Raw genomic sequence first — 25,292 nt, forward strand, 5'->3', positions numbered from 1 at the left:
GAGGCTTAACCATACAACGCCAAACGCGTTTTATGTGATAGTTTAAGCGAAGAAGTTAATATAACTAAAGTAGATACTTGATTACTCTTTATTATCAGAATTCCAAATTTTAGTAAGCTCGATAAAATCGACCTTACACCAAATTTGCTTGGTGACAATAGCGTTTTGGACCCACCTGACCCCATGCCGAACTCAGCAGTGAAACGAAACAGCGCCGATGATAGTGTAGCATTTGCTATGTGAAAGTAGGACATTACCAGGCTCCAAATTGAGAAAGCCCGACTAGAAATAGTCGGGCTTTTTTACGTCTGCAGAAAAGTAAAAATATTAGCTATCAGCCGTTAGCTATCAGCTATCAGCTGCACAGCGTTAACTTGACCACTGTAGCATGGGTTGAGTATTACGAAACTCATGGGTAAAAGAACGCACCGACTACCTCAGAGTCCAATTCATTCCATTAAAAAACATAAGTGTACCTTGCTGTGTGGCTCTAGAGCGCTGTAGGCACTACGATATTACCATGGCTCCAAATTTAGAAAGCCCGACTAGCAATCGTCGGGCTTTTTACGTACGCAGGAATGACACACTAAAGGCCTGTGGTGATAGATGTTATACCAATTCGCTTAATTAAGCGGTCTATTTTGAGGTAGTAAAAACGGGTTGATAGCTAGGCAAAAAATTCGCTATTTAGTTGTTCTAAATGAGAATTTTTTAACACAGATAGAGACACGTTTAGCTCCGCAAAATGATTGAGTATTATTGCGGATTGGTATTATGTAAAATGCTAAAGGAGTTCAGCGATTAAGCCCAACGTGATTACTTAGTACTGTGTACAATACTAATCTAATTTGCTGGTGAAGTCATAGTCGTGTGTGAGCCTGAATATAGAAGGGGAAGCGTGTCTTTCACATCGCTATCAAGTCTAATGTACGCATATATTGCTAGCCTAAATATATAATGTTTAAACGAATCAGCTACGGCTTTTTTAAGGCCTTATAAGATCGCTGTATGCATATAGAAAAACTCATTTAAGCTGGGCTGAAATTGACTATGGTTTTTATTTTAGCTATTAGATGATTTTGCAGAATATATTAAAGAAATGATATTTATTGAGTAAAAACAAGTAGGATCAAAAACGCCAACTCAAGGTTGGCGTTTCAATTATGAGGTTAAAGGTGATTATTAAACCTTAGGGCCTGCATTTTTAATTTCTTCAGATACGTCGTATTTTGCGAAGTTTTCTGTGAAATCAGCGGCTAGTTTAGCTGCATATTCAGCATACTTTGCTTTGTCTTCCCATGTGTTAATTGGGTTAAGCAGCATGCTATCAACGCCTGGTACTGCAACTGGTACGTCTAGATTTAGCACGTCAATGTGTTGAGTTTCAACACCAGCTAATTTTCCAGATACGATTGCGTCAACAACAGCACGTGTTGTTGGAATATCGAAACGCTTACCAATACCGTAAGGACCCCCTGTCCAGCCTGTATTAACTAGATAAACTTTAGCGCCGAACTCGCGTACACGCTTCATTAGAAGTTCTGCGTAGACACCTGCAGGACGTGGGAAGAAAGGTGCGCCAAAACAGGTTGAAAATGTAGATTCGATGTCACTGGTAGAGCCAATTTCTGTAGAGCCTACTTTTGCAGTGTAACCACTTAAGAAGTGGAATGCTGCAGCTTCTTCGGTTAGTACAGATACTGGAGGAAGGACACCACTTACATCACATGTTAAGAAAACAACAGCCTTAGGCTCACCTGCGCGGTTTTCAACTTTACGTTTTTCAACGTGCTCTAGTGGGTAAGCTGCACGGCTATTTTGAGTTAGGCTGGTATCATTAAAATCAGGAACGCGATTTTCATCAAGTACGACATTTTCTAAAATTGTACCGAATCGAATAGCGTCCCAGATAACAGGTTCGTTTTTCTGAGAAAGGTCGATACATTTAGCGTAACAACCACCTTCGATATTAAATACACTACCTGGTGCCCAGCCGTGCTCGTCATCACCGATTAAGAAGCGAGTTGGATCGGCTGATAAGGTTGTTTTACCTGTACCAGATAAACCAAAGAATAACGCAGTATCGCCTGCTTCGCCTACGTTAGCAGAACAGTGCATTGGTAATACACCTTTCGCTGGTAGTAGGAAGTTTTGCACAGAGAACATCGATTTTTTCATTTCACCCGCGTAGCGCATGCCAGCAAGTAACACCTTACGTTGTGCAAAGTTAATAATAACTGTGCCATCGCTATTGGTACCATCGCGTTCTGGATCACATACAAACGAAGGTACATTCATTACTTGCCACTGAGGGAAGTCTGCTTTGTTGTATGATTCTGGTTGGATGAACATGTTTTTAGCGAAGATATGGTGCCAAGCAGTTTCTGTTGTTACAACCACTGGAAGATAGTGCTCTGGATCAGCGCCAACTTCAAGGTGAGAGATAAAGTGGTCATTGCTTTGCACATGTGCTTCTACACGTGCCCATAACGCGTCAAACTTATCTGCATCGAATGGGCGATTTACATTACCCCATTGGATTTCATTTTCAGTACTTGATTCTTGAACAATAAAACGATCTTTTGGAGAACGACCGGTACGACGACCAGTGTTAGCTACAAAAGCACCATTGGCGGCTAAAGTCCCTTCGCCACGGCTGATAGCGTGTTCGACAAGTTCAGCTGCAGTTAGATCGACAAAACGGGTAGCGCTTGAAGTCATGTTTATACCTAAATTGTGTGAGATTGAACGGGATAGCTCTGGGTCTTAGTAACCTTTAAGCTGCAATTATAGTAACAGATGGATTAAGGATATTCGAGCTTATAAACGCCGTAAAAACATATAAATTAAGGAAAAAACATGAATAATTTCAATGATACCGGTGTCATGAAAAATGCTCAGCTTGTGATACCGGTGTCATTTTTTAGGCACAAAAAAGCCATAAAAAATTATGGCTATTTTGTGCTGTGTTTTATAAAAGTAGATTAGTTAAATATACTTTTTATATCTTGCTCGTTAAACACATAATCTTTTAAACAGTAATGGCAGCTAATTTTAATCTCACCATTTTTTTCAACATCGTCCAAAAGCGCTTGTTGACCAACATTAACTAAAGCCGTCATCGTTTTTTCGCGGTTACAGCCACATTTAAATTGAATTGGTTGAGGATCAAATACTCGCGGATTATCTTCATGATATAGACGCGTTAAAATAGTATTGGCATCGAGCTCTAATAGCTCTTCATCTTTAATGGTATTGCTGAGTGCTTCTAAGTGAGCAAAATCTTCAATCGACTTTTGTTTATCAACAGGTAGCACTTGTAAAAATAGCCCACATGCTTTGGCGCTTCCCTCTGTGGTGTCGGTTGCAAACCAAAGGCGCGTTTTTAATTGTTCAGATTGCTCAAAATAGCTTTCTATACATTCACTTAAGGTATCATGCTCTAAAGGCACTATACCTTGGTAACGCTCCCCTTGCGTTGGAGTAATAGTAATAACCATGTAACCTTGGCCTATAAGCTCTCTAACTGTTGACCCAGTCACTTCACTTTGAAGTCGTGCTATGCCACGCATATTTTGTTGGTCGTCACCATTAATAACTGCATATTTTACCGGCCCATCACCTTGTAGTTGAACGGCAATTTCGCCTTCAAACTTTAATGTTGCTGTTAATAAACAGGTTGCAACAAGCAGCTCACCTAGTAATGCTTTAACGGGTTCTGGGTAATTGTGTTTAGCAATCATTTCATTGTAAGCGTTGTCTATTTGTACGAGTTCGCCACGAACATCGAGATTGTCGAATAAATAGCGATGAAGTAAATCTTGTTGCATGAGCGGCTATACCTAACTTGATTTCATTTTTAAAAGTTCGCGTCTTTGCTTTTTATCAGGCTTTTTAACCGGATGAGGTGCAAAGAAGCTGTTATTTTTGCGTGCGATAGTATTTTCTTCACGCTTAGCAATACTTGCATCAGATTCTTGATACAAGGTCTGTGCAATGGGGGCGCTTTGGCGCTTTTCAAGTATATTTAATACTGTGACAGTTTTTTCATCAACGCCCTGGGCTAGCTTTATAACGGCGCCAATTTCTACAATTTTGCTGGCCTTACTACGTTGACCATTATAATGTACTTTGCCGCCTTGTACCATTTCGCGTGCTATTGCTCGCGTCTTATAAAATCGAGCAGCCCATAACCATTTATCTAACCTGACTTTAAGTTCGCTCGAGTTTTCTGAGTTGTCGTTAAGTTTAGCTTTTTTTGTCATGGAACATCTCTAGTAAATTCGGTTATTAGCTAAATTACCATGAAATAGGTATGCCATGAAGTTATAGCTTGATTCTGTAACTAATGAGGAAGATAAATTAATCTGTTTACAAAGTTTAATATTAGCGTGCTTGTTGAATGAAAAATGAAAAGGTACTATGGCTGGGTGATTTCGCTATAAATTAAAATAAGAACACTACTTATGGAACAGCACGTTCAACAATTTAAACTGCTATTAAACCGTTTGCCACACGCTAAATTAAGCGTGTTAGTTATGGTTTTAGTTATTGTTTATATTGCATTTTTGTCATCAAAGCTCGTTTGGCTTTTATGGCCGCACCCAGTAACAACTCCTCTTGCTCCCAGTAGCTACTCTAGTCAAGTCACGGGCGGCAATAACCAGTCTGTCGATTCGATTATTGGGCAATTTTTATTTGGTAAAGTAAATGTAACAAAAAACACCAATACTGCCCCCCAAGCCAAAGTTATTAATAATGCCCCTGAAACGCGCTTAAGTATAAATTTAACCGGTATTGTTGCTGTGAGTAATGATGATAAAGCGGGGATGGCCATTATTGAATCGCAAGGTCGCCAGGCGAGTTACTTAGTTGAAGATGTTATTCAAGGTACACGTGCAAAGGTATCGCAAATACTCCCAGACCGTGTCATTTTAGATGTAAGCGGCCGCTTTGAAACCTTAATGCTTGATGGGCTCGACTTTACCAAAACAGTGTCTATGCCGGTACTTGCTGCGCGAGATGAGCCTGAGATGGGGCCGTTAGCACCTTCAACGCAAAGTGAAGAGCAGATAGATGCAACCGCCAACCTTGAAGTAAAAGAAGCATTAATAGAAACCCGCGAAGAGCTTTTAGAAGAGCCAGGTAAATTATTTGATTACATACGTGTTGCCCAAGCTATGAATGATGGGGAACTTATTGGTTACCGTTTGAGTCCAGGGAAAGAGCCTGAATTATTTAAACAAATGGGATTACAAAATAACGATTTGGCCGTGGCAATTAACGGCTATCAATTAACTGATTTAAAACAGGCTATGGCAGCAATGAATGAGCTGCGAAATAGTACCGATGCAACTATCACCATTGAGCGTGATGGTGAGCAAATCGATGTGCTTTTTAGTCTGCAATAACTTAGCTTTGGAGTTTTAACATAATGGTTCAGGTGCTACACCTCAAAAAAATTAAAAAAGGGTTAGCTAAGTATGCGGCACTTTTTTTAGCGGCAAGTCTCTCTATGTCGGTTGCTGCTGTTGAATATGCTGCTAACTTTAAGGGCACAGATATTAATGAGTTTATTAATATTGTGGGCAAAAACCTTAATAAAACCATCATTATTGATCCTAACGTGCGTGGCAAAGTTAATGTGCGCAGTTATGAGTTAATGGATGAGGCACTTTATTATCAATTCTTTTTAAATGTATTAGAAGTTTACGGCTATTCAGCTGTTGAAATGGATAACAACATTATAAAAATAGAAAAAAGTTCAGATGCTAAAAAATCCAATGTACCGTTAATTACAACGGACAGCGATGCAGCTGGCGATATGATGATCACTCGGGTTGTGCGAGTTAAAAATGTCAGCGTACAAGAGTTAGGCCCTTTGGTTCGCCAGTTTAGTGACCAAAAAGATGGCGGTCATGTTGCTAACTTTAATGCCGCTAACGTGATGATGCTAACAGGACACGCAGCCTCAGTTAATCGTTTGGTAGAAATTATTCGCTCTGTTGACCAAGCGGGTGATAAGCGCGTTGATATTGTAAAACTTAAATATGCAACAGCTGATGATGTGGTATCGGTAGTTGATAATATTTATAAAGACAGTGGCAAGGGCAGCGTTCCTGAGTTTTTAATTCCTAAAGTTGTGGCTGATGGCCGAACTAATAGCGTGATTGTGAGTGGTGAAGGTCAAGCTCGTACCCGCGCCATTGAGCTTATTAAACGTCTCGACGGCGAACTTGAAAGCCAAGGTAATACCAAAGTATTTTACCTAAACTACGCAAAGGCAGAAGATTTAGTCAAAGTACTTCAAGGTGTGAGTAAATCGCTGGCAGAGGATTCAAAAGGCGGAGCAACCAACAATGCGCGTAGTAGTAATAGAAACGACACGAGTATTGAAGCACATCCTGATTCAAATTCTTTAGTGATCACCGCTCAGCCAGATACGATGCGTTCACTTGAATCGGTTATTGAGCGTTTAGATATTCGCCGCGCACAAGTATTAGTAGAAGCCATTATTATTGAAGTGATGGAAGGTGATGGCGTTAACTTTGGCCTGCAATGGATTTCAGAGCAAGGTGGGATGCTACAATTTAATAATGGTACAACAGTACCTGTTGGTTCGTTAGCCGTAGCGGCAGAACAAGCCCGTGATAAAACGGTGACTAAAAATATCATTGGTACTGAATCAGGTACTGTCACCAAATATGATGAAACAACTGAAGGTGACTACGGCCCACTAGCCTCATTACTTGGTGGTATTAATGGTTTAGCCATGGGAGTGATAAAAAACGACTGGGGCGCAATTGTTCAAGCGGTTTCAACCGATACTAACTCTAATATCCTAGCGACTCCATCTATTACCACTATGGATAACGAAGAAGCGTCTATTTTAGTTGGCCAAGAAGTGCCAATTATTACTGGCTCGCAAACAGGTAGTAATAATACGAACCCATTCCAGACGGTTGAGCGCGAAGAAGTGGGTATAAAGCTTAAAGTGACACCGCAAATTAATGATGGTTCAGCGGTACAGTTGACTATAGAACAAGAAGTTTCCAGTGTTAGTGGTGCAACAGCAGTTGATATTTCAGTCAATAAGCGCGCAATTAAAACAACCGTGATGGCCGATGATGGCGGCATGGTGGTACTAGGCGGCTTGATAGATGAAGATGTACAAGAAAGCGTGTCAAAAGTGCCATTACTAGGCGACATCCCTATTTTAGGGCACTTATTTAAGTCAACTAATACAACAAAGCGTAAGCGTAATCTTATTGTATTTATAAGACCGACCATTATTCGCGATGGCGTTAGTATGAATAAACTTAGCTTTAATAAATATAACTTTATTCGCGGTGAACAATTTAAAAAACGTGAAGATGGTATTAATTTAATGCCAATGTCAGACACACCTATTTTACCTGAGTGGAATGACGAATTGTTGTTACCACCAACGTATGAAGAGCATTTACGCAAACAAAATGCACAAGAGCGTAATGATGACTAATGCGATAGAAGATATTAATCAAGATGTTGTTCATCCAATTACTCATAGTAATGATGAACAGCTTGCTCAAGATGACTTAATTGAACTGCCTGCAAAACGTTTGCCGTTTTCTTATGCCAGACGTGTTGGCGCGTTACTCAGTAAGCATAAAGATAACCAAATTGTGTATTACCGTGGTGAGCTTGATGTTGATGTATTATTAGAAGTGCGTCGTATTGCAGGACATGGCTTTACACTTGAGCAACTAGAAGATGATAAGTTTGAGCTATTACTAGAAGCATCGTATCAACGTGACAGCTCAGAAACTCAGCAAATGATGGAAGACATTGGTAATGAGGTTGATTTATTCTCACTAGCTGATGAGCTTCCTCAAACTGAAGACTTACTTGCCGGTGACGACGATGCGCCAATTATAAAGCTGATTAATGCCATGCTCAGTGAGGCAATTAAAGAAGGTGCCTCTGATATTCACATTGAAACATTTGAGCAAGAGCTGGTTATTCGTTTTCGGGTGGATGGCGTACTCAAAGAAGTTTTAAAACCTAATCGTAAACTAGCCTCTTTGCTGGTATCGCGTATTAAAGTAATGGCCAAACTCGATATCGCAGAAAAACGTATACCGCAGGATGGTCGCATTAGTTTGCGTATTGCAGGACGCGCAGTAGATGTGCGTGTATCGACTATGCCATCGAGCTTTGGTGAGCGCGTGGTACTGCGTTTGCTTGATAAAAACAATGCACGTTTAAATCTAGAAGACTTAGGTATGACAGCTCGAAACCGAGAGCTGTTTGCCGACTTAATTAGCAAGCCTCACGGTATAATCTTAGTTACAGGCCCTACAGGCTCTGGTAAAAGTACTACTTTATATGCAGGTATGAGCCAAATTAACTCGCGGGATCGCAATATTTTAACGGTTGAAGATCCCATTGAGTATGAAATCCCAGGTATTGGCCAAACACAGGTTAATACCAAGGTTGATATGACTTTTGCCCGTGGCCTACGCGCTATTTTACGTCAAGATCCTGATGTGGTTATGGTTGGTGAAATACGTGACTTAGAAACCGCTCAAATTGGTGTACAAGCATCGCTGACTGGTCACTTAGTTATGTCTACATTGCATACCAATACCGCCTCAGGTGCAATTACCCGTATGGAAGATATGGGTGTTGAGCCATTCTTATTGTCGTCTTCATTACTGGGGGTATTATCCCAGCGCTTAGTACGTACCTTATGCAATAGCTGTAAAGAAGGGCATATTGCAGATGAGCGTGAATGTGAATTACTCGGCGTACCGTTTGATAATGCTCCGACGATTTACCGCGCGGTAGGGTGTGAAGAGTGTAACTTTAACGGTTATCGTGGTCGTACAGGTATTCACGAATTATTAGTCGTTGATGAAACTATTCGTGAAATGATCCACAGCGGTAAAGGTGAGCAAAGCGTAGAGAAATATATTCGTAAACGCAGCCCAAGTATTCGTCAAGATGGCTGCAGCCGCGTACTTGCGGGTAAAACAACGCTTGAAGAAGTATTACGCGTAACCCGTGAGGAAGGCTAACAATGGCGGCGTTTGAATACCGTGCATTAGATGGCCGGGGAAAAGAAAAAAAAGGAATTTTAGAAGCGGATACAGCAAAGCAAGTTCGCCAACTTTTACGCGATCAAAAGCTAACCCCCCTCGAGGTGGTGCCAGCTGCTCAAGATGATAAACAAGTTCGAGGTCAAAAAGCGCCATTATTAGGCTCTTTATTTAAGCCGACAATATCAACGTCAGATCTTGCTTTGATTACACGTCAACTTGCGACCCTAATTCAGTCAGCCTTACCCGTTGAGGGTGCCGTGATGGCGGTTGCTGAGCAGTGTGAAAAACCACGGCTAAAACGTATGTTAATGTCTGTGCGATCTAAAGTGGTGGAAGGGTATACGCTTGCTGATGGGATGAGTGAATTTCCGCATGTATTTGACGATTTATACCGTGCAATGGTGGCCGCAGGTGAAAAGTCAGGTCACTTAGATCAAGTACTTAACAGATTGGCTGATTACACCGAGCAACGCCAACATATGCGTAGCCAAATTACGCAAGCGATGGTGTATCCCATTATTTTGGTCGTGTTCGCTATTGGTATTGTTTCAGTATTATTAGGTACTGTGGTGCCTAAAATACTAAAAACGTTTGAAAAAACCAAACAAGTATTACCTTGGACAACCGAATGGGTCATGGCGGGTAGTCATTTTGTACAAAACTATTGGTTTGTTAGTTTATTAGCGATCACAGCGATTGCTATTGGAATTAAATATGCACTTAAAAAGCCTAAAGTACGGTTTTGGTGGGATGCAAAAGTATTACATATGCCAGGCATGGGTAAGGTTGCCAGAGGGATTAACACAGCGCGCTTTGCCCGTACATTAAGTATTTTATCGTCAAGCTCAGTGCCGCTACTTGAAGGAATGCGTATTTCAGGTGGGGTGTTGGTTAACGAAAAAATAAAGCAAGCAGTGGCAGATGCCGCAGAAAGAGTCAGTGAAGGGGCGAGTCTTCGTGCTTCACTACAGCAAACTAAGTTGTTTCCACCAATGATGCTACATATGATAGCCAGTGGTGAAAAGTCCGGTGAACTTGAGCAAATGTTAGAGCGTGCTGCTAACAATCAAGATCGCGAGTTTGAAAGTATGGTTAATGTGTCATTAAAATTATTGGAACCGGCAATGATTGCCTCTATGGCAGTGATTGTGCTTTTCATAGTAATGGCAATTTTGCAGCCAATTATGGCAATGAACAAGGCCGTAGGTCTTTAAGTATTTTTTATATTAATGATTTAAACAAATCATTTTTGCTTAGTGTTTTTAGAATAACGAGGTAATAACGTGAATAAACAATCAGGTTTTTCTTTATTAGAAGTCATGGTGGTACTGGTTATCATCGGTATGATCATGTCGATTGTGGCACCTAATATTATGGGCCAGCAAGAAGAAGCGGCTATTGATAAAGCGCATTTAGATATTCAGCAGTTAGAAGATGCTATGAGTTTGTACAAGCTTAAAAATAAAAGCTACCCAAGTACAGAGCAAGGTTTAGAGGCATTAGTTACTAAAACCAGTATTGAGCCCATTCCAAAGCGTTTTCCTGATGGTGGCTTTATTAGCAAGTTACCGGAAGATCCATGGGGTAATAATTACCAATTAATCAGCCCTGGAGAAATAGGTAAATTTGATATCTTTTCGATGGGTCCAGATGGCGAACCAGCCACCGAAGATGACATTGGTAATTGGGATGAAGATAAGCAGTAATGACCAATAACTTTACCATGCACTTAAACATAATACATTGGGGCTTGCCATGCAGGTAAGCCCTAAGCACCTGAGTGCAAAGCATTATGGTTTTAGTTTAATAGAAATTTTAGTGGTATTGGTGATCATCGCCTTTGCCATCAAAATGGTGGTATACAGCTTAGATGGCGGCGCTGAAGAAGCGTTAGACAAGCAAGCAAATAGGCTGCATACCACCATTAATGCCGCATCGGAATTTGCGGTGCTTAATCAAATAGAATTAGGCCTTTTAGTTGAGCAAAATACACTTGAATTTTTAGTTTTTGATGGCGAAAAGTGGACCAGCTTTGATCGTGAAGCTTTATTTAAGCCAATTGAGATCGAACCCCAATTTAAATTAACACTTAATCTTGAAGACCTACCTTGGGCACAAGATAACTTACTAGAGCAGTCAAATTGGCGTGAGCTAATGAGTGGTAACAATGAAGACAGTTTATTAGAGCTTAAAAAGTTAAAAGTACCGCAAGTGCTTATTTTATCCTCTGCCGATGTAAGTGCGTTTCAGCTCATGCTTGAATTAAAAGATCAGTCAGAGCCGGTGTACTTTATTGAAGGTAAATTTGCAGCCCCAGTCGATTTTCGTCGAGAGCCCCAATAATGAAAAAATACCACGGGTTTACATTATTAGAAGTCTTAGTTGCACTGAGTATTTGTGCCATGGCGGGTATTGCGGCAATGCAAGCAACCGGTGAGCATATTCATCACTTATCAAGTATTGAAGAACAAACGTATGGCTCATGGGTCGCTGAGAATGTATTGGTAGAACAACGAACGAAAGGCGAAAAATGGCAAGGTAAAAATGGTACCCGCGGCAGTGAGATGATGGCGGGTATTGAATGGTTTTGGCGCCAAGATGTTGTGCCCACTGCCGACAAGAGCTTTGTAAAAGTCACTATTAATGTGTTTACGGATGATAAGTACGAAAATTCAATTTATGAGTTAAGCACTTACTTAAATAAAGGTAAGCTTTAAGTGAAGCAGCGCGGTTTTACATTATTAGAAGTGATGGTGGCACTGGGTGTGCTGGCGTTTGTGATTATGGCCACCCACCAAATACTTGATACCACAACGCGAGCTAAACAAGCATCAGATGAAAAAATTGCTGAACTAAATGGCTTACAAACTGCATTTAGATTGATGGATCAAGACTTTAGCCAAATGACTAAACGCCAAGTACGTAATGAAGCTGGAGATTTTCAAGAGGGATACTTACTTGCTGGACGCTACATTTTAGAAAGCCAGCTTGATGGTATTGCCTTTGTACGTGATGGTTGGATGAATCCCATTAACTTACTTCCTCGCTCAGAGTTACAAGCTGTTGGTTATCGCGTCATTGATGACAAGTTAGAACGCGTATATCGCATTTATGTCGATCAACTCGATAATATGGAGCCTCGTAGCCAAGTTATTTTAGCCGCAGTCGAAGAGCTTAAATTTGAGTTTTTAGATGGTAGCGGTAAGTGGCAAGAAGACTGGCAAATTAAGGCATTACCTAAAGCCGTTGCGGTAACTATAAAGCAAATGGACGCAGAACCAATTAGGCGTGTGTTTTTAGTGCCAGGACTCGGTAAAGAGCTACCTAAACCAGTAACTGAGGGGACTAACCCGTCGCAACCTAATGGCCGAGGTACGCCTTGATGAACCAACAATCTTCGCGCGGCGCGGCTTTGGTTATTGTGTTATTTATTGTCGCGCTTGCAGCTATTTTAGCCGTTGAAATGAGTGCTAATTTAATGGTGCAAGTACAAAGAAGTACCAATTTACAAAGTCAGCAACAAGCGAAATGGTATGCCTATGGTGCTGAAGAGCTAGCAATTAAAGGTTTAATTCAAAGTAAAAAAGACGATCCAGAAAAAACCACATTAGCGCAGCCGTGGGCAAAGCAAGGTGATGTTAAGTACCCTGTTGAGAACGGCACTTTAAGCGGCCAGTTGACTGATTTACAAGCGTGTTTAAATTTAAACGCGCTTGGGGTTGAGCCAGACCCAAATAGCGGTAATAAAACTAACCCAGCACATAAAGCGTTGTTTGCTATTTTAGAAAATATAGATGATTTACCCAGTGATGAATCAGAAGAAGGGATGGCCGACAGTGTGTTTGATTGGCTTGATGAGAACAGTATAACCTATCGCTCTGGTGCCGAAGAGGGGGAGTATTTATCTCGTCAGTTTCCATATATGACGGCTAATAGCTTATTTGCATCGGTGTCTGAACTGCGTTTAATTAAAGGGTTTAATCCTTTGGTTATGGAAAAAGTGCTGCCTTTTGTCTGTGTGATCCCAGGTAGCACATTACTTTCAATCAATGTTAATACAATCACTGAAGAGCAAGCATTATTACTCAGTGGCTTAATAGATGAGCTTAGTGTTTCAGGCGCTCAAGCGGTAATTGCAGCGCGTCCTGAAAATGGTTTTGATAATATTGAAGAGTTTTTTGAATCTGTATTACAACAAGGTGGTAAAAACATCAAAGTAGTAGAAAAACTTTTTAGTGTGAAAAGTGAATATTTTAAATTACAAACGCAGGCAAAATTTGTTGATTTGCGTTTTTCGATGACCACATTACTGTATGCCAGCAATGGCGAGGTAACGATACTGGCGCGAAAATTTGGAGGCGTACAGTGACAGAGATACTGTTGATCCGCACGGGTCAAACCGAACAAGACTTACTTAACTGGTTAATATACTCACCACAAGAACAAGAAATAATAGCCAGTGGCGAGTTACAAAATGCCAGCCAGTTAAGTGAGTTAACTGAAAAAGCATCAACCCGAGAGCTCGTGGTACTTTTACCATGCGACCAAGTGCAATTAAAAACGGTGATACTGCCAACTAAATGGAACCGTAAGCTAGAGCAAGCACTGCCTTATATGCTCGAAGAGGATATTGCCTGTGATATAGACGATATCTATATAGCGCTAGGGGAGCCGACAATGGTTGAAGCGCAGCATGCAATTAGGGTTGCGCTAATGAATCGCGATTGGTTTGAGCACTGGTTAGAGGTGTTTGAGCAACACCAGCTCACTGCTCATAAAATAGTGCCGGATGGCTTGTTATTGCCCAGTGCAGAAGAGCCTTGTGTAGCGGCAATTGAGCTCAACAAGCAATGGCTATTTAAAAAAGGTGACTGGCATATCGGTGCGGTTGAAAGCAGCTGGTTAAAGGAATATCTAACGGCTTTAGGTAACCCTGATATAAAACATTACAGCCCTGCAGAGCAATTTCCCGAAACGCTTACTTTGCATCCGCAAACCAGTGACTATGAGCTGCCGTTAGCATTATTTGCTAAGCAGTTAGATCAGCTTAAATTTAATTTGCGTCAAGGGCCTTACACGATTAAAAAGAAAACGGCTTTATGGTGGGGTTACTGGAAAAGTGCCACCATAATTAGTGTTATTGCTTTGCTATCGAGTGTGGCTATTAAAGCGGTTGAATTACATCAGCTTAATTCGCAGCTTGAGGTAGCTAAATCACAAGTAGTAGAGCGATTTCAAAAAGCCTTTCCAGGCACGCGGGTGCGCCCTCACTTAATTAAAAATCAAATACAGGGGGCACTGGATAAAGTACAAGGTACGAGCGATGCTGGCTTTTTAGATTTAACCAGCAAGCTGGTGAGTGTATTTTCACAAGTGAGCGAATTTACACCGCAAACCTTACGTTTTGATAAGCGCCGTAATGAATTACGTATTCGTGCTCGTGCAAAAGACTTTCAAACCTTTGGTAAGGTTAAAGCCATTCTTGAGCAGCAAGGTGTGACTGTTGAGCAGGGGTCGTTAAATAATGATGGTGATTATATCGTCGGCGAAATTAGACTGCGAGGTGCACAATGAAACAGCAGTTCATGAAATATTGGGGTTCATTAAAAGAACAAGAGCAGCAGTTAATAATGGTTGCGGGTGGTGTATTTATTATTTTTGTTTTGGTAATGGGTATATTTAGACCCTTAAATACGGCAATAGAAAATGCGCAACAATCACAAATAAAACAGCAAGAATTGCTAGCATGGGTAGACGACAGTATCGTTAAACTTAAAGCAGCAGGTAAAGCGCAAGCGGTGAGCAATCAAAACCTCAGCCAAATAGTGAATAATACGCGCGGTCGTTACAGCATTAATATTAGTAAAATGCAGCCAAATGATAATTCACTTCGTTTAACACTCGACTCAGTTGAGTTTAATCAATTAATCCAATGGATTGACGAGCTGGTTAATCAGCATGGTTTAAGCGTAGAAAATTTAGATTTAAGCCAAGATGATAAATCCGGTTATGTACGCGTTAGCCGTTTAGTATTAGAGAAGTAGTTAATGAAAAAAATAATAATTTTATCCATCGTTTTTGTAATTAGCTTTCTTGTTTTTAGCGTTATTAAATTGCCCGCTGCAGTGGCTTTAAATTTTGCTAAACCTTACTTACCTGCGCAGTTAGAGGTAGGGCAAACTTTTGGTACGCTATGGCAAGGTCAAATAATGCAGCTTCGCTTTCAAGGTGAACAGTTGAACAATGTACGTTGGGATATATCAGGCTGGTCAATCTTTAAAGCTCAAGTAAATACTAACTTACGTTTTGGTAATCCTCGCGAACGTGATGACATTTCTGGGTATGCAGATATTAGTTATTCTCTCACAAATGATGAACTTAGAATAACTGATACTGTAGTGCGTTCAACGGTTGAGCGTGCTATGCAGCGCATTGATTTACCGTTACCGGTTACTGCTAAAGGGCGTGTAATTTTAGAGCTCGATGAATACGTTTCAGGCGCTCCTTATTGTCAATCATTACAAGGTGAAATGGCCAGCCCTGATATTGATGTGCAAGGGCTAACTGGCTGGTTTAATATAGGCGATTTAAGCGGTAAGTTAAGTTGTAAGTCGGGCGATGTTGCTATACTCATCGAGCCAGACAATAGATTAGGGCTAGAAGCAGATGCTACACTAAAGGCTAATTTTGACTTTAAAGTTGCGGGATATGTTAAACCTGATCTCACTTTACCCAAAGAGGTACATGACGCGGTGAAGTTTTTAGGCAGACCAGATAACCAAGGTCGGTATCCACTTAAATTTTAATATTTTATATAAAGAGTTTTAATGCAAATACCTCAGTTTACTGAGCAGCATGCCAAGCTGCTCAGCGAGTTTTTAAATACCCAATCAGGCGCAATGAGCCTTATTCAAAGCCAAGGTTATTTATTTGGCACTATTTGTTCACCTGAGCCATTAGAAGTACATCAATGGTTAGAGCAAATTCTACCTAATACCGCGAATGACCTTGATGAAGACATGTTGTTTTTGTTTATGGCATTACATCATCAAGTAAGTGAACAAGTATTTGAACTTGGTTATAAGTTACCCGCTGAGTTTGACCTTGAGTTTTGTCAGCAGTGGTCTGCAGGTTTTTTAACTGCAAGCCAAACGTATACTCATAAGTTACTCCAGAGTGAGCAACTAGATATTCAATACAAGCAAGCGCTTGAAAGTGCACAGGCGACTCTTAGCTTTTTTGCATTAGATAAACCAACGATTGCACAGATTGCACAGCAAAATAATATCGATGAATTACATTTGTGTGCGCAGCAGTATGAATTAATGGGCGACTTTGCGTTAGGTTTTGCTGAACTTATAGAAATTGTCGCGCTTAATAGTGGTTTGTATACCGATGAAGGGTGGGATGAATAGGTAGGTACAGCCTTAAGCGCCAATCTCTAATTCGATATCAGTGCAACCTTGTTTGCACTGTATTACTCCCTTACCAGGTTCGCTGGTGGCTAAATTTAACGTTAATACACCTTGGCAATGCTCACATTTAAGTGTTTTACCTTGTGCCAACTGCTTAAGCATAGTGCGGTGCTTGTGAAATGAGTTACTTGCTTTTTTATTTAATCCAGAAAAATCCATTATTTCACTCTCGCTTGCGCTAATGACTCTTTGATAATGCGACATACCGTTGTTAAACGTTCTGAATAAAAGTAGAGGTTTAGATCGCCTTGACGACAATAGCGTAGTTCAAACAACTTTACTGATTCATCATTGGTAAAGGTTTTATCAATATAGTCTTCTTCGGATCTGGAAAGTGCTAACTGTTTATTGATTTTGTTTCTTGTCATGGTTGCGACAGGAAAACGATCGACTTTAGTTGTGCTGCTTAACAAGCCTATACCATCACCGAGTAAGCGCTCACGAGGCTCTTTTACCAAGGGGTGATCAATGGTAAAAAATGCTAGGATCACAACCACTAGTATAAAAAATTTCTTCATAAATACACAAACCTTGATCCAAACAACACGTTAGTAGCCGGCAAGTGTAATAAAATACACCTTAAAAGCAAGTCACAAGTTGAATAAATTATTAGCAATCTAGTCAGTAATTTTAGCCAATATGCGTATAATAAGGGGAGTAATTAGATACTTCTGAAATATCTGAAAGTATACAAGTGCGACCTAAAGCGTATTATGTTTAGCATGTAAGTTGCTACACTTAGGCGAAAAGTACAAAAAGATTGCTGAATTTTTATTTCCTAGCGGCGTTGAGGAACTTCAATGGATAAGCAAATTAAAGTAAAAAACATACCAACAGAGGTTAAGATCCAAAAAACCGATCTGAGCCGTCAAGAAGATAGATTTAACCCACGCAACCGTATTTATGTGCGTGCTGTTTCAGGACTCCATCAATTACTAAGACAACGTATTGGCTTTTTAGGCATGCTGGCGTTTATGTTATTGCCATGGATCAACTTTAACGGTCAACAAGCTGTTTTATTTGAGCTAATGGAGCAAAAATTTAATATTTTTGGCTTAACCCTATGGCCACAAGATTTCACCATTCTTGCATTTATATTTATGCTAGCAGCGTTTGCCTTATTTCTGGTTACCACTTTTTATGGTCGAGTATGGTGTGGCTATACATGTCCGCAAACAGTATGGACCTTCATTTTTATTTGGTTTGAAGAAAAGTTTGAGGGCAGCGCTAACCAACGTAAAAAGTTAGATCAACGGCCGATGGATTTTGACAAGTTCTGGCGTAAAACGGCTAAGCACACTAGTTGGGTATTATTTTCTTTATATACTGCGTTAACGTTTGTTGGTTACTTCACGCCTATTCGCGAACTACTGCCTGAATTTGTTACCTTTAATGTAGGCGGTTATGCCTTAGTTAGTATCATTGTATTTACTATTTGTACTTATGGTAACGCTGGGTGGATGCGAGAAATTATGTGTTTACATATATGCCCGTATTCACGTTTTCAGTCAGCAATGTTTGATAAAGACACCTTTACTGTAAGCTATGATGAAACTCGTGGTGAAAACCGAGGGCCACGTTCTCGTAAACAAGACCCTAAAGAGTTAGGTTTAGGTGACTGTATTGACTGTAACTTGTGTGTGCAGGTTTGCCCAACCGGGATTGATATTCGTAATGGTTTGCAATATGAGTGCATAAACTGTGGCGCTTGTATTGATGCCTGTGACGGCGTAATGGATAAAATGAATTACCCTCGAGGCCTTATCTCTTACACCACCGAGCGTAATTTAGAAACACCGGAGAATAAAACCCATCCGCTGCGTCCAAAGCTGATTGGTTACAGTGTTATTTTAATCTTACTTACCGGTGCGCTGGTTGCTAATATCGCCATGCGTAAAACCATGGACTTTGATATTATTCGCGACCGCAATCAGTTGTATCGTGTCGATTTTAATGGTTTAGTTGAAAACACCTACACCTTAAAAGTAATTAACAAAGCACAATACGAGCAAACATTCTCTATTGATGTAACAGGGTTAGATAATTATAAATACTTAGGTGATACTACCTTTACAGTAAACGCTGGTGAATCGCATAATGTACCGCTATCACTGGTAATGGATCCTTATGATTTAAAAGCGCCAATGACCGAGTTTAACTTTGTGTTGTCGCCAATAAACGAGCCCGATAATAAAGTATCGCAGCCAAGCAACTTTTTTAAGGCTCGATAAGTCGCTTTATTAAAGGCAAACGAGCACTGTTATTAACAAAAAAGCGGGATATTCCCGCTTTTCTTTTTATATAAGAAATATATGAGTAAATTTAGCTTTATTGACTTAACCCCAGATCTTATTTTGGATGCCATAGAAAGCGTGGATATTTATGCTGAGTCAGGGTTGTTAGCGCTAAATAGCTACGAGAATCGGGTGTATCAATTTGTGGCCGAGGGTGCAAAGCGTTACGTCGTTAAGTTTTATCGCCCTGAGCGCTGGAGCAAAGCGCAAATTCAAGAAGAGCATGACTTTGCTTTTGAACTAGCCGCCGCTGAAGTACCGGTGGTGGCGCCAATAAAACACAATGGGCAAAGCTTGTTTGAACATCAAGGGTATTTATTTACTTTGTTCCCAAGTGTAGGCGGGCGTTTATTTGAGGTGGACAATTTAGATCAACTCGATGTGCTCGGGCGTTTAATCGGTCGTATGCATCAAGTAGCCAAAACGAAACCCTTTACCCAAAGACCGACCGTTACCTGTGATGAATATTTAGATACAGCTAAAGTTCATTTACAAAAAAGTAAGTTAGTCCCTATGGGATTAGAGACTTCCTTTTACACTATTTTAGATTTAGTCATTGCTCAAACTCAACAGCAATATAAAAATGTAGAAGGCATTCGCTTACATGGTGACTGCCATGCTGGTAATATCCTATGGGCAGGAGATGCATTAATGTTTGTTGACTTAGACGATAGCCGTCAAGGTCCTGCAATTCAAGATTTATGGATGATGCTCAGTGGCGATCGACAAACACAGCTGTTACAGTTAGACACTTTAGTGAATGCATATGAAGAGTTTTGCGATTTTGATCACTCACAACTTAAGCTGATCGAACCGCTTCGCGCTATGCGTATGATTCATTACATGGGGTGGGTTGCAAAACGTTGGAGTGATCCTGCTTTTGTACGGAACTTTTCATGGTTTGCAGATGACAAATACTGGGAGCAACAAATTTTAGCGCTTAAAGAGCAGTTTGCAGCTTTGCAAGAAGCCCCGTTAAAATTATTGCCATAATATTTTTATTTAAAAAGAAGTATAACGAGATATTCATGCTTAAAAAATTAAAACTAAGTTTACTGATCCTATGTTTACCTTTTGCAGCATTAGCTGCTAACTTTGAAGCGGGTAATCAATACACTGTAATTGATGTTGAAAAAAGTAAAACCCCGAATGTAACCGAGTTTTTCTCTTTCTATTGCCCACATTGTTTTAAATTTGAGCCGGTAGCCAAAGGGATTGCAGAAAACTTACCTGAAGGGGCTGAATTTGTAAAAAATCATGTCAACTTTTTGGGAGGCGTTTCACCACAAGCGCAAAGTAATTTAAGCTTTGCTTACTTAATCGCAAAGAAACACGGTCAAGCTGAAGCGGTAACAGCGCAAATTTTTAAAAGCATTCATATACAACGTGCGCCATTAACTGAAATTAAAGACGTTAAAAAGTTATTAGAGCTTAATGCTATTGATAACACGACGTTTGATAACGACATCGCCAGTTTGCCTATCATAGCAGCTGAACGTGCCATGCAAGATAAGCAGAATAAATATTCTGAACTTGGTGCATTAACTGGCGTGCCTACATTTATCGTAAATGACAAATATAAAATCAATATTAATACAATCAAGAGCCAACAAGAACTTGATGAGTTAATTAGCTTTTTACTAAAACTATAATTTTTGGAGCACCACAATAATGATCAAATTAGTTAAAGCAGGGTTACTTGCTGTATTACTCCCTTTAGCTGCAACCAGTTTTGCTGCCACTTACGAAGAGGGCGTGCATTACGATGTCGTCTCTGATCGTGCAACCAGAAAACCAGAAGTAAAAGAGTTTTTCTCTTTTTACTGTCCTGCATGTAATAACATGGAACCACTGCTGGCCGAGATCAAACCTAAGCTAGATAAAAACGTAAAGTTTAAGAAAAGCCATGTAGATTTTGTGGGTGTACGTGACCCAGAACATCAAACCATGATCAGCCAAGCATTAGCTACAGCTGAAGTACTACCTCAAAAAGATAAAATTATTTCAGCGATGTTTGATCATATCCATGCAAAGCGCGCTCGTTTTAATGAGCTTGCAGATGTAAAAGATGTATTTTTAGCTCAAGGCGTAGATGGCGACAAGTTTGATAAATTATTTGAAAGCTTCTCGGTACGTACACTTAGCTCTAAAATGAAACGTGACCAAGATTACTTTAAAGGCAAAGGGGCACTACGTGGCGTTCCTACGTTTATCGTTAATGGTAAATACAAGCTTAACTTAGGTGGTGAGTCAGGCATTTCATCGCCAGAAGATGTAAGCGCACTCATTAATTACTTAGCAAATAAATAAGTAGTTTGGTTAAATAACAAAGCTCCTTAAGGAGCTTTTTTATTCTTACAACGTGCGCTGTTTAATGCTTTTTTTATTTACGTTGTAAAAACACACCAGATTCAATGTGGTGTGTATAAGGGAACTGATCAAATATTGCAAAGCGCTTAACCTCGTGGGTTTGCGTTAAGTGTTCAAGGTCACGCTCTAATGTGTCTGGGTTACATGAGATATAAATAATATTTTCATAATTAGCCACTAAGTCACACGTAAGCGTGTCCATGCCTGCTCTAGGCGGGTCGACTAAGATGGTTTGGCAGTTGTAACTACTCAAGTCAATGCCATCTAAGCGAGAGAAAGTACGCTCGCCTTTCATTGCCTGAGTAAACTCTTCGCTCGACATGCGAATAATATCTAAGTTAGTTACTTGGTTTTGAGCAATATTATATTGCGCTGAATGCACAGACGATTTTGATATTTCTGTTGCCAGCACTTTATTAAATGAGCCCGCAAGTGCAATTGAAAAGTTTCCGTTACCACAATACAGCTCTAGTAAATCATTGTTTAGTGGTTTACATAACTCTTGTGCCCACTCCAACATCTTAATATTTACCTTCGCATTAGGCTGAGTAAAGCTATTTTCTACCTGCTGATAGATTAGCTCTTGGCCATTCACCATTAAGCGCTCAGTAACAAAGTCATCGCCCAATTTTTCTTTTTGCTTACGTGCACGGCCAATAAAGTCAATTTTGTATTGGCTGCTTAGCTTTTCCTTTAAGGCATTGATCTCAGTTAACCAGTGTTCATCAAGTGGCTTGTGATAAAGCAAGCTCACTAAAATTTCACCACTGAGGGTTGATAAATAATCTATTTGAAATAGCTTACGACGTAGTACTTCGCAGTCTTTTAAATTATCAATCATCACCTGCATAATTTCACCTACTAAAGGAGCTGCAGGGTCAAAGGTATCAACACGTATTTTATCTTTTGTTTGTTGATCAAACATAATATGAAACAGATCGTCACCATCGTGCCATACTCTAAATTCTGCACGTTGGCGGTAGTTAATGGGCTCAGAGCTAAATACTTCTAACTGTTTTACACCAAAACGTTGAAATTGCTCTGTAATACGCTGCTCTTTTTCATTTAATTGTGCATCGTACTGCGTGGTATCTATATTTATAACTGCCATTAACGGTATAACCTTATCGTTGAGATCTGTTTATCGGCGCTATTGTAGGGAGCGAAGCGTATTTGTCTAGTTTTGATCAAATATAGTGAGCTTTTTTTGAGCATTTTACTACAGTATAGGCTTACTTGGCCGATATAAGGGTAAGTCTAAATAGGAGTCTTCTCATGAAAATAGGTAACTTTAGTTTTGTTCCAAACAGTAATGCTAATAAATACAATACTAAACAAGCAATGCCACAGCCTAAAATAGACTCGCCACCAACTAGTTATCAGCAACGAGGAAAAGAACTGGCTGCTGCCGTATTAGGTGACAAAATGGCAAAAGAATTAGGTTTGCCGGTCGCTGAAACCAAAAAAGACAAACCACTGTTTGATTTTAATGAAGTCGTAAAAAATGTTTTAGACTTTGTTACAAGCTCGGTAAAAAAAGCCAAAGCCAATGGTGCCGATAACGACAAACTACAAGATATGCTAAATCAGGCACGTAAAGGAGTGCAGACGGGTGTTGATGAGGCTGTGGATGAATTAAAAGGCATGGGCGTATTTAATCAAGAACTTGAAGAGGGTATTGATAAATCTAAAGAGGGTATCTTTAGTGGCCTCGATAAATTTGAGCAGAACTTATTTAACCCACAACCTGCAAGCGTAACTGTTAGTCAGGCGCAATATGTAAGTTTAAGCAATAGTGCTGATTATACATTTACCACAGCAGAAGGTGATGAGGTGAGTATTAGCTTTGCAGATGCTTACCAATCGCAATCATCTAGTCGCTATCAAAAAACAGATGATTCACAATCATTTAGTACGCAATTTTCTGAATCCCGTGAGCTCTCTTTCTCGATGTCAGTAAACGGTGAGCTTAATGAAGACGAGCAGCAAGCCATAAATGATTTAATGGCAGAGTTACAAGATGTAAGTAAAACCTTTTTCAGTGGTGATTTAGACAAAGCATTTGAACAAGCCCAAGAACTCAGTTTAGGGAATGAACAGCTGGTGGCATTCTCAATGGACTTACGTCAAAGCAAAACCGTTGCTGCCATTAAAGAGTATGAACAAATTAAGCCAACATCAGAAAAAGCCATTGCCGAAACTGTTGCCCCTTTTAATGATGATCTAAAATCGGCTTACTCTAAAGCGCAAACCCTAGGATTAGAAAGTCAGCTATCAGGTATCATTCAATGGCTAAATCAAGATCAACAAGAAATAGATAAACTGGTTGATTACACTAACACCATGTTTGAAAACTTAGATAAATTAAACGCCGCTACTGCAAAGCTAGGCACTGAGTAAAACTACTTTCTTTTACAAAAGCTACATGGCAAACTGCCGTTCTTAGTAAAGAGTAGGAATGGTAGTTTGTCAGCGCACATCATGGTATTTGATTCAGGTATAGGTGGAACCACCGTGCTTGAGCATATTCAGCAAAGCATTCCTCATGCTCAATACAGCTATTTTATGGATAATGCATTATTGCCATATGGCGCACAGTCGCAACAAACCATCATTCATCGCCTATGTGGATTGATTCAATTTATTAAAGATGAGTCACTAAATGTCGACTTAATTGTTATAGCCTGCAATACCGCCTCAACATCAGCGTTAAGTTCGGTACGTCAAATTACCGATATTCCTATTGTTGGGGTAGTACCTGCAATTAAACCCGCAGCGCAATTAACGCAATCAAAGCATATAGGTTTATTGGCAACTCCCGCAACGGTATCAAGCCCGTATACTGATGCACTTATAAAAGAATATGCCTCATCGATAACCACAAGTTTATATAGTAGTGTTGAACTGGTTACTTTGGCAGAGACTCTCTTTTTTACCCAGCACTTAGATCTCGATAAGTTGCACACTGAGTTAGACCGATTAAATATTAATAAAGATATCGATGTACTGGTATTAGGCTGTACTCACTTTCCTATTTTAGCTAAACCAATTAGTGATTACTTTAATACGCAAGTACAGTTATTAGACTCTGGTGCGGCCATTGCTAAGCGAGTTAGTTCTTTACTCAAATTAAGTGATAATCAAGCAGGCATAAAAAAGCCGCTGCACTATTATGCAACGGCTGATGTATGTAGTGATAAACTAGCGGTTAAGCAAGTTACACTGTTTGATCCGACTCTGAACGATAAGAGTTAGAATCATCTTCTTGTTTTTGTTTTGCTTCACGTACTTTCAAAGTACGTTGTTGGAACTCACTATCGTTTAGCTTAGCAATTGCATTATCAGCATCTGCTTGTGCCATTTCAACAAAGCCAAAACCGCGACGCTTGCCAGTATTCTTATCTTTTAACAAACGAACGTTAAATACTTTGCCTTGCTCTTCAAATAAAGTACGAACTACACCTTCATTTGCACGATAAGGAAGATTGCCAACATAAAGTGTTTTTGTTTTTACTTCGGCTTCTTCTGTACTTACTGATGACATTGCAGCAATAACAAGTCCACCAATTAATAAACCGGCACCGAATAGAAGTGCAGGGTCTAATGCTAGGCTTGCAAGTGCAAACTTAACGATAACAAAACCAACAACAGAAAGAATAACTGCGAAGATAAAAGATTTTTGATCGGGTAATTTCATTTTTGATCTACCAATAAACAGGAAATAAACATTAATTTAACATTGTGAACTTGCTATCTTAACGTCTTAATTGAACATAGCAATGAAATTTATAGCAAATAGTTAATAAGAGTGTAAAAAGTAACCGATAGTAAGGAGTTTCTTTACTATTTCACCCTCATTTGTTTGAAACTTGAGCAAACGATAAAAAGATCTAAAAAAAAGGTTGATCTGTTTTCGGATCTCCCTATAATGCGACCCCACTGAGACGGCAGAGCGCAACGCATAGCGGGGCACGAGCTAATCAGAGAGTTAAGTAAAACTTAAGTTTAAATCATCGCAAGAAAGTTTAAAATTAAGTGTTGACTCGAAAAATAAAGGATGTATTATACGC

Annotated in this window: 27 protein-coding genes and 1 rRNA gene; 21 read left to right on the forward strand and 7 right to left on the reverse strand. The window is 39.8% G+C overall.

Features of this window, described 5'->3' with window-relative positions:
- Positions 1-147: 147 nt before the first annotated feature.
- A 5S ribosomal RNA gene (gene rrf, locus A9479_RS16885) occupies positions 148-262 on the forward strand.
- Between the two features lie 920 nt (positions 263-1,182).
- Here rrf and A9479_RS16890 read toward each other — a convergent pair.
- Entirely contained in the window at positions 1,183-2,721 is a 1,539-nt protein-coding gene (locus A9479_RS16890) for a phosphoenolpyruvate carboxykinase (RefSeq protein WP_064664076.1), read from the reverse strand.
- Between the two features lie 138 nt (positions 2,722-2,859).
- On the opposite strand from A9479_RS16890, the gene A9479_RS20200 reads away from it, so the two are divergent.
- Positions 2,860-2,988 carry a hypothetical protein gene (locus A9479_RS20200; protein ID WP_013464244.1) on the forward strand — a complete coding sequence of 43 codons (129 nt, stop codon included), beginning with the start codon at positions 2,860-2,862 and terminating at the stop codon, positions 2,986-2,988.
- On the opposite strand, the gene hslO is transcribed toward A9479_RS20200, so the two are convergent.
- Both hslO and hslR read right to left on the reverse strand, forming a co-directional pair.
- Positions 2,985-3,830, reverse strand: coding sequence for an Hsp33 family molecular chaperone HslO (hslO, locus tag A9479_RS16895; protein ID WP_013464245.1), 846 nt, complete (start codon positions 3,828-3,830; stop codon positions 2,985-2,987). The two genes, A9479_RS20200 and hslO, sit on opposite strands and share 4 nt — an antisense overlap.
- A gap of 12 nt (positions 3,831-3,842) precedes the next feature.
- A complete protein-coding gene (gene hslR, locus A9479_RS16900; RefSeq protein WP_013464246.1) occupies positions 3,843-4,265 on the reverse strand; it encodes a ribosome-associated heat shock protein Hsp15 in 423 nt (140 codons plus the stop codon).
- Positions 4,266-4,466: 201 nt separating this feature from the next.
- Between hslR and gspC the strand changes: the two genes are divergently transcribed.
- The 13 genes from gspC to A9479_RS16965 all read left to right on the forward strand — a co-directional run bounded on the left by gspC (position 4,467) and on the right by A9479_RS16965 (position 16,498).
- Positions 4,467-5,411 (forward strand): type II secretion system protein GspC, encoded by a 945-nt coding sequence (gene gspC / locus A9479_RS16905; protein WP_058155331.1) that lies wholly within the window; start codon positions 4,467-4,469, stop codon positions 5,409-5,411.
- Between the two features lie 23 nt (positions 5,412-5,434).
- Positions 5,435-7,501, forward strand: a complete 2,067-nt coding sequence (gene gspD / locus A9479_RS16910) for a type II secretion system secretin GspD (protein ID WP_064664077.1) — start codon at positions 5,435-5,437, stop codon at positions 7,499-7,501.
- Positions 7,494-9,059, forward strand: coding sequence for a type II secretion system ATPase GspE (gspE, locus tag A9479_RS16915; protein WP_064664078.1), 1,566 nt, complete (start codon positions 7,494-7,496; stop codon positions 9,057-9,059). Before gspD ends, gspE begins: the two co-directional genes overlap by 8 nt.
- Positions 9,060-9,061: 2 nt before the next feature.
- Positions 9,062-10,297, forward strand: coding sequence for a type II secretion system inner membrane protein GspF (gene gspF, locus A9479_RS16920; RefSeq protein WP_064664079.1), 1,236 nt, complete (start codon positions 9,062-9,064; stop codon positions 10,295-10,297).
- Positions 10,298-10,366: 69 nt separating this feature from the next.
- A complete protein-coding gene (gene gspG, locus A9479_RS16925; RefSeq protein WP_016900325.1) occupies positions 10,367-10,789 on the forward strand; it encodes a type II secretion system major pseudopilin GspG in 423 nt (140 codons plus the stop codon).
- A 49-nt stretch (positions 10,790-10,838) separates the two neighbouring features.
- Positions 10,839-11,426: a prepilin-type N-terminal cleavage/methylation domain-containing protein gene (locus tag A9479_RS16930; protein ID WP_064664080.1), complete on the forward strand. Its 588-nt coding sequence runs from the start codon at positions 10,839-10,841 to the stop codon at positions 11,424-11,426.
- Positions 11,426-11,800 (forward strand): type II secretion system minor pseudopilin GspI, encoded by a 375-nt coding sequence (gene gspI, locus A9479_RS16935; RefSeq protein ID WP_013464253.1) that lies wholly within the window; start codon positions 11,426-11,428, stop codon positions 11,798-11,800. Before A9479_RS16930 ends, gspI begins: the two co-directional genes overlap by 1 nt.
- Positions 11,801-12,466: a type II secretion system minor pseudopilin GspJ gene (gene gspJ, locus A9479_RS16940; RefSeq protein ID WP_013464254.1), complete on the forward strand. Its 666-nt coding sequence runs from the start codon at positions 11,801-11,803 to the stop codon at positions 12,464-12,466.
- The gene (gspK, locus tag A9479_RS16945) at positions 12,466-13,452 is read left to right on the forward strand and encodes a type II secretion system minor pseudopilin GspK (protein WP_064664081.1); all 987 of its coding nucleotides are present in this window, start codon (positions 12,466-12,468) and stop codon (positions 13,450-13,452) included. Before gspJ ends, gspK begins: the two co-directional genes overlap by 1 nt.
- Positions 13,449-14,657 carry a type II secretion system protein GspL gene (gspL, locus tag A9479_RS16950; protein WP_013464256.1) on the forward strand — a complete coding sequence of 403 codons (1,209 nt, stop codon included), beginning with the start codon at positions 13,449-13,451 and terminating at the stop codon, positions 14,655-14,657. Before gspK ends, gspL begins: the two co-directional genes overlap by 4 nt.
- Complete coding sequence (gspM, locus tag A9479_RS16955; RefSeq protein WP_013464257.1) at positions 14,654-15,127, forward strand: type II secretion system protein GspM; 474 nt, start codon at positions 14,654-14,656, stop codon at positions 15,125-15,127. Before gspL ends, gspM begins: the two co-directional genes overlap by 4 nt.
- Positions 15,128-15,130: 3 nt before the next feature.
- Positions 15,131-15,889, forward strand: a complete 759-nt coding sequence (locus tag A9479_RS16960; protein ID WP_064664082.1) for a type II secretion system protein N — start codon at positions 15,131-15,133, stop codon at positions 15,887-15,889.
- A 21-nt stretch (positions 15,890-15,910) separates the two neighbouring features.
- A complete protein-coding gene (locus A9479_RS16965; protein WP_064664083.1) occupies positions 15,911-16,498 on the forward strand; it encodes a UPF0149 family protein in 588 nt (195 codons plus the stop codon).
- Between the two features lie 12 nt (positions 16,499-16,510).
- Here the strand turns inward: A9479_RS16965 and A9479_RS16970 are convergent, their stop codons facing one another.
- Positions 16,511-16,717 carry a hypothetical protein gene (locus A9479_RS16970; protein ID WP_013464260.1) on the reverse strand — a complete coding sequence of 69 codons (207 nt, stop codon included), beginning with the start codon at positions 16,715-16,717 and terminating at the stop codon, positions 16,511-16,513.
- Positions 16,717-17,076 (reverse strand): hypothetical protein, encoded by a 360-nt coding sequence (locus A9479_RS16975; protein ID WP_013464261.1) that lies wholly within the window; start codon positions 17,074-17,076, stop codon positions 16,717-16,719. Before A9479_RS16975 ends, A9479_RS16970 begins: the two co-directional genes overlap by 1 nt.
- A 282-nt stretch (positions 17,077-17,358) precedes the next feature.
- Between A9479_RS16975 and ccoG the strand changes: the two genes are divergently transcribed.
- The 4 genes from ccoG to A9479_RS16995 all read left to right on the forward strand — a co-directional run bounded on the left by ccoG (position 17,359) and on the right by A9479_RS16995 (position 21,162).
- Positions 17,359-18,789 carry a cytochrome c oxidase accessory protein CcoG gene (gene ccoG / locus A9479_RS16980; protein WP_064664084.1) on the forward strand — a complete coding sequence of 477 codons (1,431 nt, stop codon included), beginning with the start codon at positions 17,359-17,361 and terminating at the stop codon, positions 18,787-18,789.
- Between the two features lie 81 nt (positions 18,790-18,870).
- A complete protein-coding gene (locus A9479_RS16985; RefSeq protein WP_013464263.1) occupies positions 18,871-19,845 on the forward strand; it encodes a serine/threonine protein kinase in 975 nt (324 codons plus the stop codon).
- 35 nt (positions 19,846-19,880) lie between these two features.
- Complete coding sequence (locus tag A9479_RS16990) at positions 19,881-20,504, forward strand: thiol:disulfide interchange protein DsbA/DsbL (protein WP_013464264.1); 624 nt, start codon at positions 19,881-19,883, stop codon at positions 20,502-20,504.
- A 19-nt stretch (positions 20,505-20,523) separates the two neighbouring features.
- A complete protein-coding gene (locus tag A9479_RS16995) occupies positions 20,524-21,162 on the forward strand; it encodes a thiol:disulfide interchange protein DsbA/DsbL (protein ID WP_008113400.1) in 639 nt (212 codons plus the stop codon).
- Between the two features lie 73 nt (positions 21,163-21,235).
- On the opposite strand, the gene trmA is transcribed toward A9479_RS16995, so the two are convergent.
- Positions 21,236-22,333 (reverse strand): tRNA (uridine(54)-C5)-methyltransferase TrmA, encoded by a 1,098-nt coding sequence (trmA, locus tag A9479_RS17000; protein ID WP_064664085.1) that lies wholly within the window; start codon positions 22,331-22,333, stop codon positions 21,236-21,238.
- A gap of 164 nt (positions 22,334-22,497) precedes the next feature.
- Here trmA and A9479_RS17005 point away from each other — a divergent pair, with 164 nt between their 5' ends.
- Together A9479_RS17005 and murI are read left to right on the forward strand one after the other, a co-directional pair.
- Positions 22,498-23,622 (forward strand): DUF5610 domain-containing protein, encoded by a 1,125-nt coding sequence (locus A9479_RS17005; RefSeq protein WP_024601505.1) that lies wholly within the window; start codon positions 22,498-22,500, stop codon positions 23,620-23,622.
- A 66-nt stretch (positions 23,623-23,688) separates the two neighbouring features.
- Entirely contained in the window at positions 23,689-24,477 is a 789-nt protein-coding gene (murI, locus tag A9479_RS17010; protein ID WP_064664086.1) for a glutamate racemase, read from the forward strand.
- Here murI and A9479_RS17015 read toward each other — a convergent pair.
- A complete protein-coding gene (locus A9479_RS17015) occupies positions 24,440-24,919 on the reverse strand; it encodes an RNA-binding protein (protein WP_064664087.1) in 480 nt (159 codons plus the stop codon). The two genes, murI and A9479_RS17015, sit on opposite strands and share 38 nt — an antisense overlap.
- Positions 24,920-25,292 lie beyond the last annotated feature (373 nt).

Origin of the sequence: Pseudoalteromonas sp. MQS005 (assembly GCF_001661605.1) — a bacterium.
Classification (GTDB): Bacteria; Pseudomonadota; Gammaproteobacteria; order Enterobacterales; family Alteromonadaceae; genus Pseudoalteromonas; species Pseudoalteromonas tetraodonis.

What these genes read in the sequence shown, in the direction of transcription:
- A9479_RS16985 (WP_013464263.1), top strand. Translation starts at nt 18,871, where the DNA reads ATGAGTAAATTTAGCTTTATTGACTTAACCCCAGATCTTATTTTGGAT.
- A9479_RS16965 (WP_064664083.1), top strand. Translation starts at nt 15,911, where the DNA reads ATGCAAATACCTCAGTTTACTGAGCAGCATGCCAAGCTGCTCAGCGAG.
- gspF (WP_064664079.1), top strand. Translation starts at nt 9,062, where the DNA reads ATGGCGGCGTTTGAATACCGTGCATTAGATGGCCGGGGAAAAGAAAAA.
- A9479_RS16890 (WP_064664076.1), bottom strand. Translation starts at nt 2,721, where the DNA reads ATGACTTCAAGCGCTACCCGTTTTGTCGATCTAACTGCAGCTGAACTT.
- A9479_RS16990 (WP_013464264.1), top strand. Translation starts at nt 19,881, where the DNA reads ATGCTTAAAAAATTAAAACTAAGTTTACTGATCCTATGTTTACCTTTT.
- A9479_RS16995 (WP_008113400.1), top strand. Translation starts at nt 20,524, where the DNA reads ATGATCAAATTAGTTAAAGCAGGGTTACTTGCTGTATTACTCCCTTTA.
- gspC (WP_058155331.1), top strand. Translation starts at nt 4,467, where the DNA reads ATGGAACAGCACGTTCAACAATTTAAACTGCTATTAAACCGTTTGCCA.
- hslR (WP_013464246.1), bottom strand. Translation starts at nt 4,265, where the DNA reads ATGACAAAAAAAGCTAAACTTAACGACAACTCAGAAAACTCGAGCGAA.
- gspK (WP_064664081.1), top strand. Translation starts at nt 12,466, where the DNA reads ATGAACCAACAATCTTCGCGCGGCGCGGCTTTGGTTATTGTGTTATTT.
- trmA (WP_064664085.1), bottom strand. Translation starts at nt 22,333, where the DNA reads ATGGCAGTTATAAATATAGATACCACGCAGTACGATGCACAATTAAAT.
- A9479_RS17015 (WP_064664087.1), bottom strand. Translation starts at nt 24,919, where the DNA reads ATGAAATTACCCGATCAAAAATCTTTTATCTTCGCAGTTATTCTTTCT.
- ccoG (WP_064664084.1), top strand. Translation starts at nt 17,359, where the DNA reads ATGGATAAGCAAATTAAAGTAAAAAACATACCAACAGAGGTTAAGATC.
- gspI (WP_013464253.1), top strand. Translation starts at nt 11,426, where the DNA reads ATGAAAAAATACCACGGGTTTACATTATTAGAAGTCTTAGTTGCACTG.
- A9479_RS16930 (WP_064664080.1), top strand. Translation starts at nt 10,839, where the DNA reads ATGCAGGTAAGCCCTAAGCACCTGAGTGCAAAGCATTATGGTTTTAGT.
- A9479_RS20200 (WP_013464244.1), top strand. Translation starts at nt 2,860, where the DNA reads ATGAATAATTTCAATGATACCGGTGTCATGAAAAATGCTCAGCTTGTG.
- gspM (WP_013464257.1), top strand. Translation starts at nt 14,654, where the DNA reads ATGAAACAGCAGTTCATGAAATATTGGGGTTCATTAAAAGAACAAGAG.
- gspD (WP_064664077.1), top strand. Translation starts at nt 5,435, where the DNA reads ATGGTTCAGGTGCTACACCTCAAAAAAATTAAAAAAGGGTTAGCTAAG.
- A9479_RS16960 (WP_064664082.1), top strand. Translation starts at nt 15,131, where the DNA reads ATGAAAAAAATAATAATTTTATCCATCGTTTTTGTAATTAGCTTTCTT.
- A9479_RS16975 (WP_013464261.1), bottom strand. Translation starts at nt 17,076, where the DNA reads ATGAAGAAATTTTTTATACTAGTGGTTGTGATCCTAGCATTTTTTACC.
- gspE (WP_064664078.1), top strand. Translation starts at nt 7,494, where the DNA reads ATGACTAATGCGATAGAAGATATTAATCAAGATGTTGTTCATCCAATT.
- A9479_RS17005 (WP_024601505.1), top strand. Translation starts at nt 22,498, where the DNA reads ATGAAAATAGGTAACTTTAGTTTTGTTCCAAACAGTAATGCTAATAAA.
- hslO (WP_013464245.1), bottom strand. Translation starts at nt 3,830, where the DNA reads ATGCAACAAGATTTACTTCATCGCTATTTATTCGACAATCTCGATGTT.
- A9479_RS16970 (WP_013464260.1), bottom strand. Translation starts at nt 16,717, where the DNA reads ATGGATTTTTCTGGATTAAATAAAAAAGCAAGTAACTCATTTCACAAG.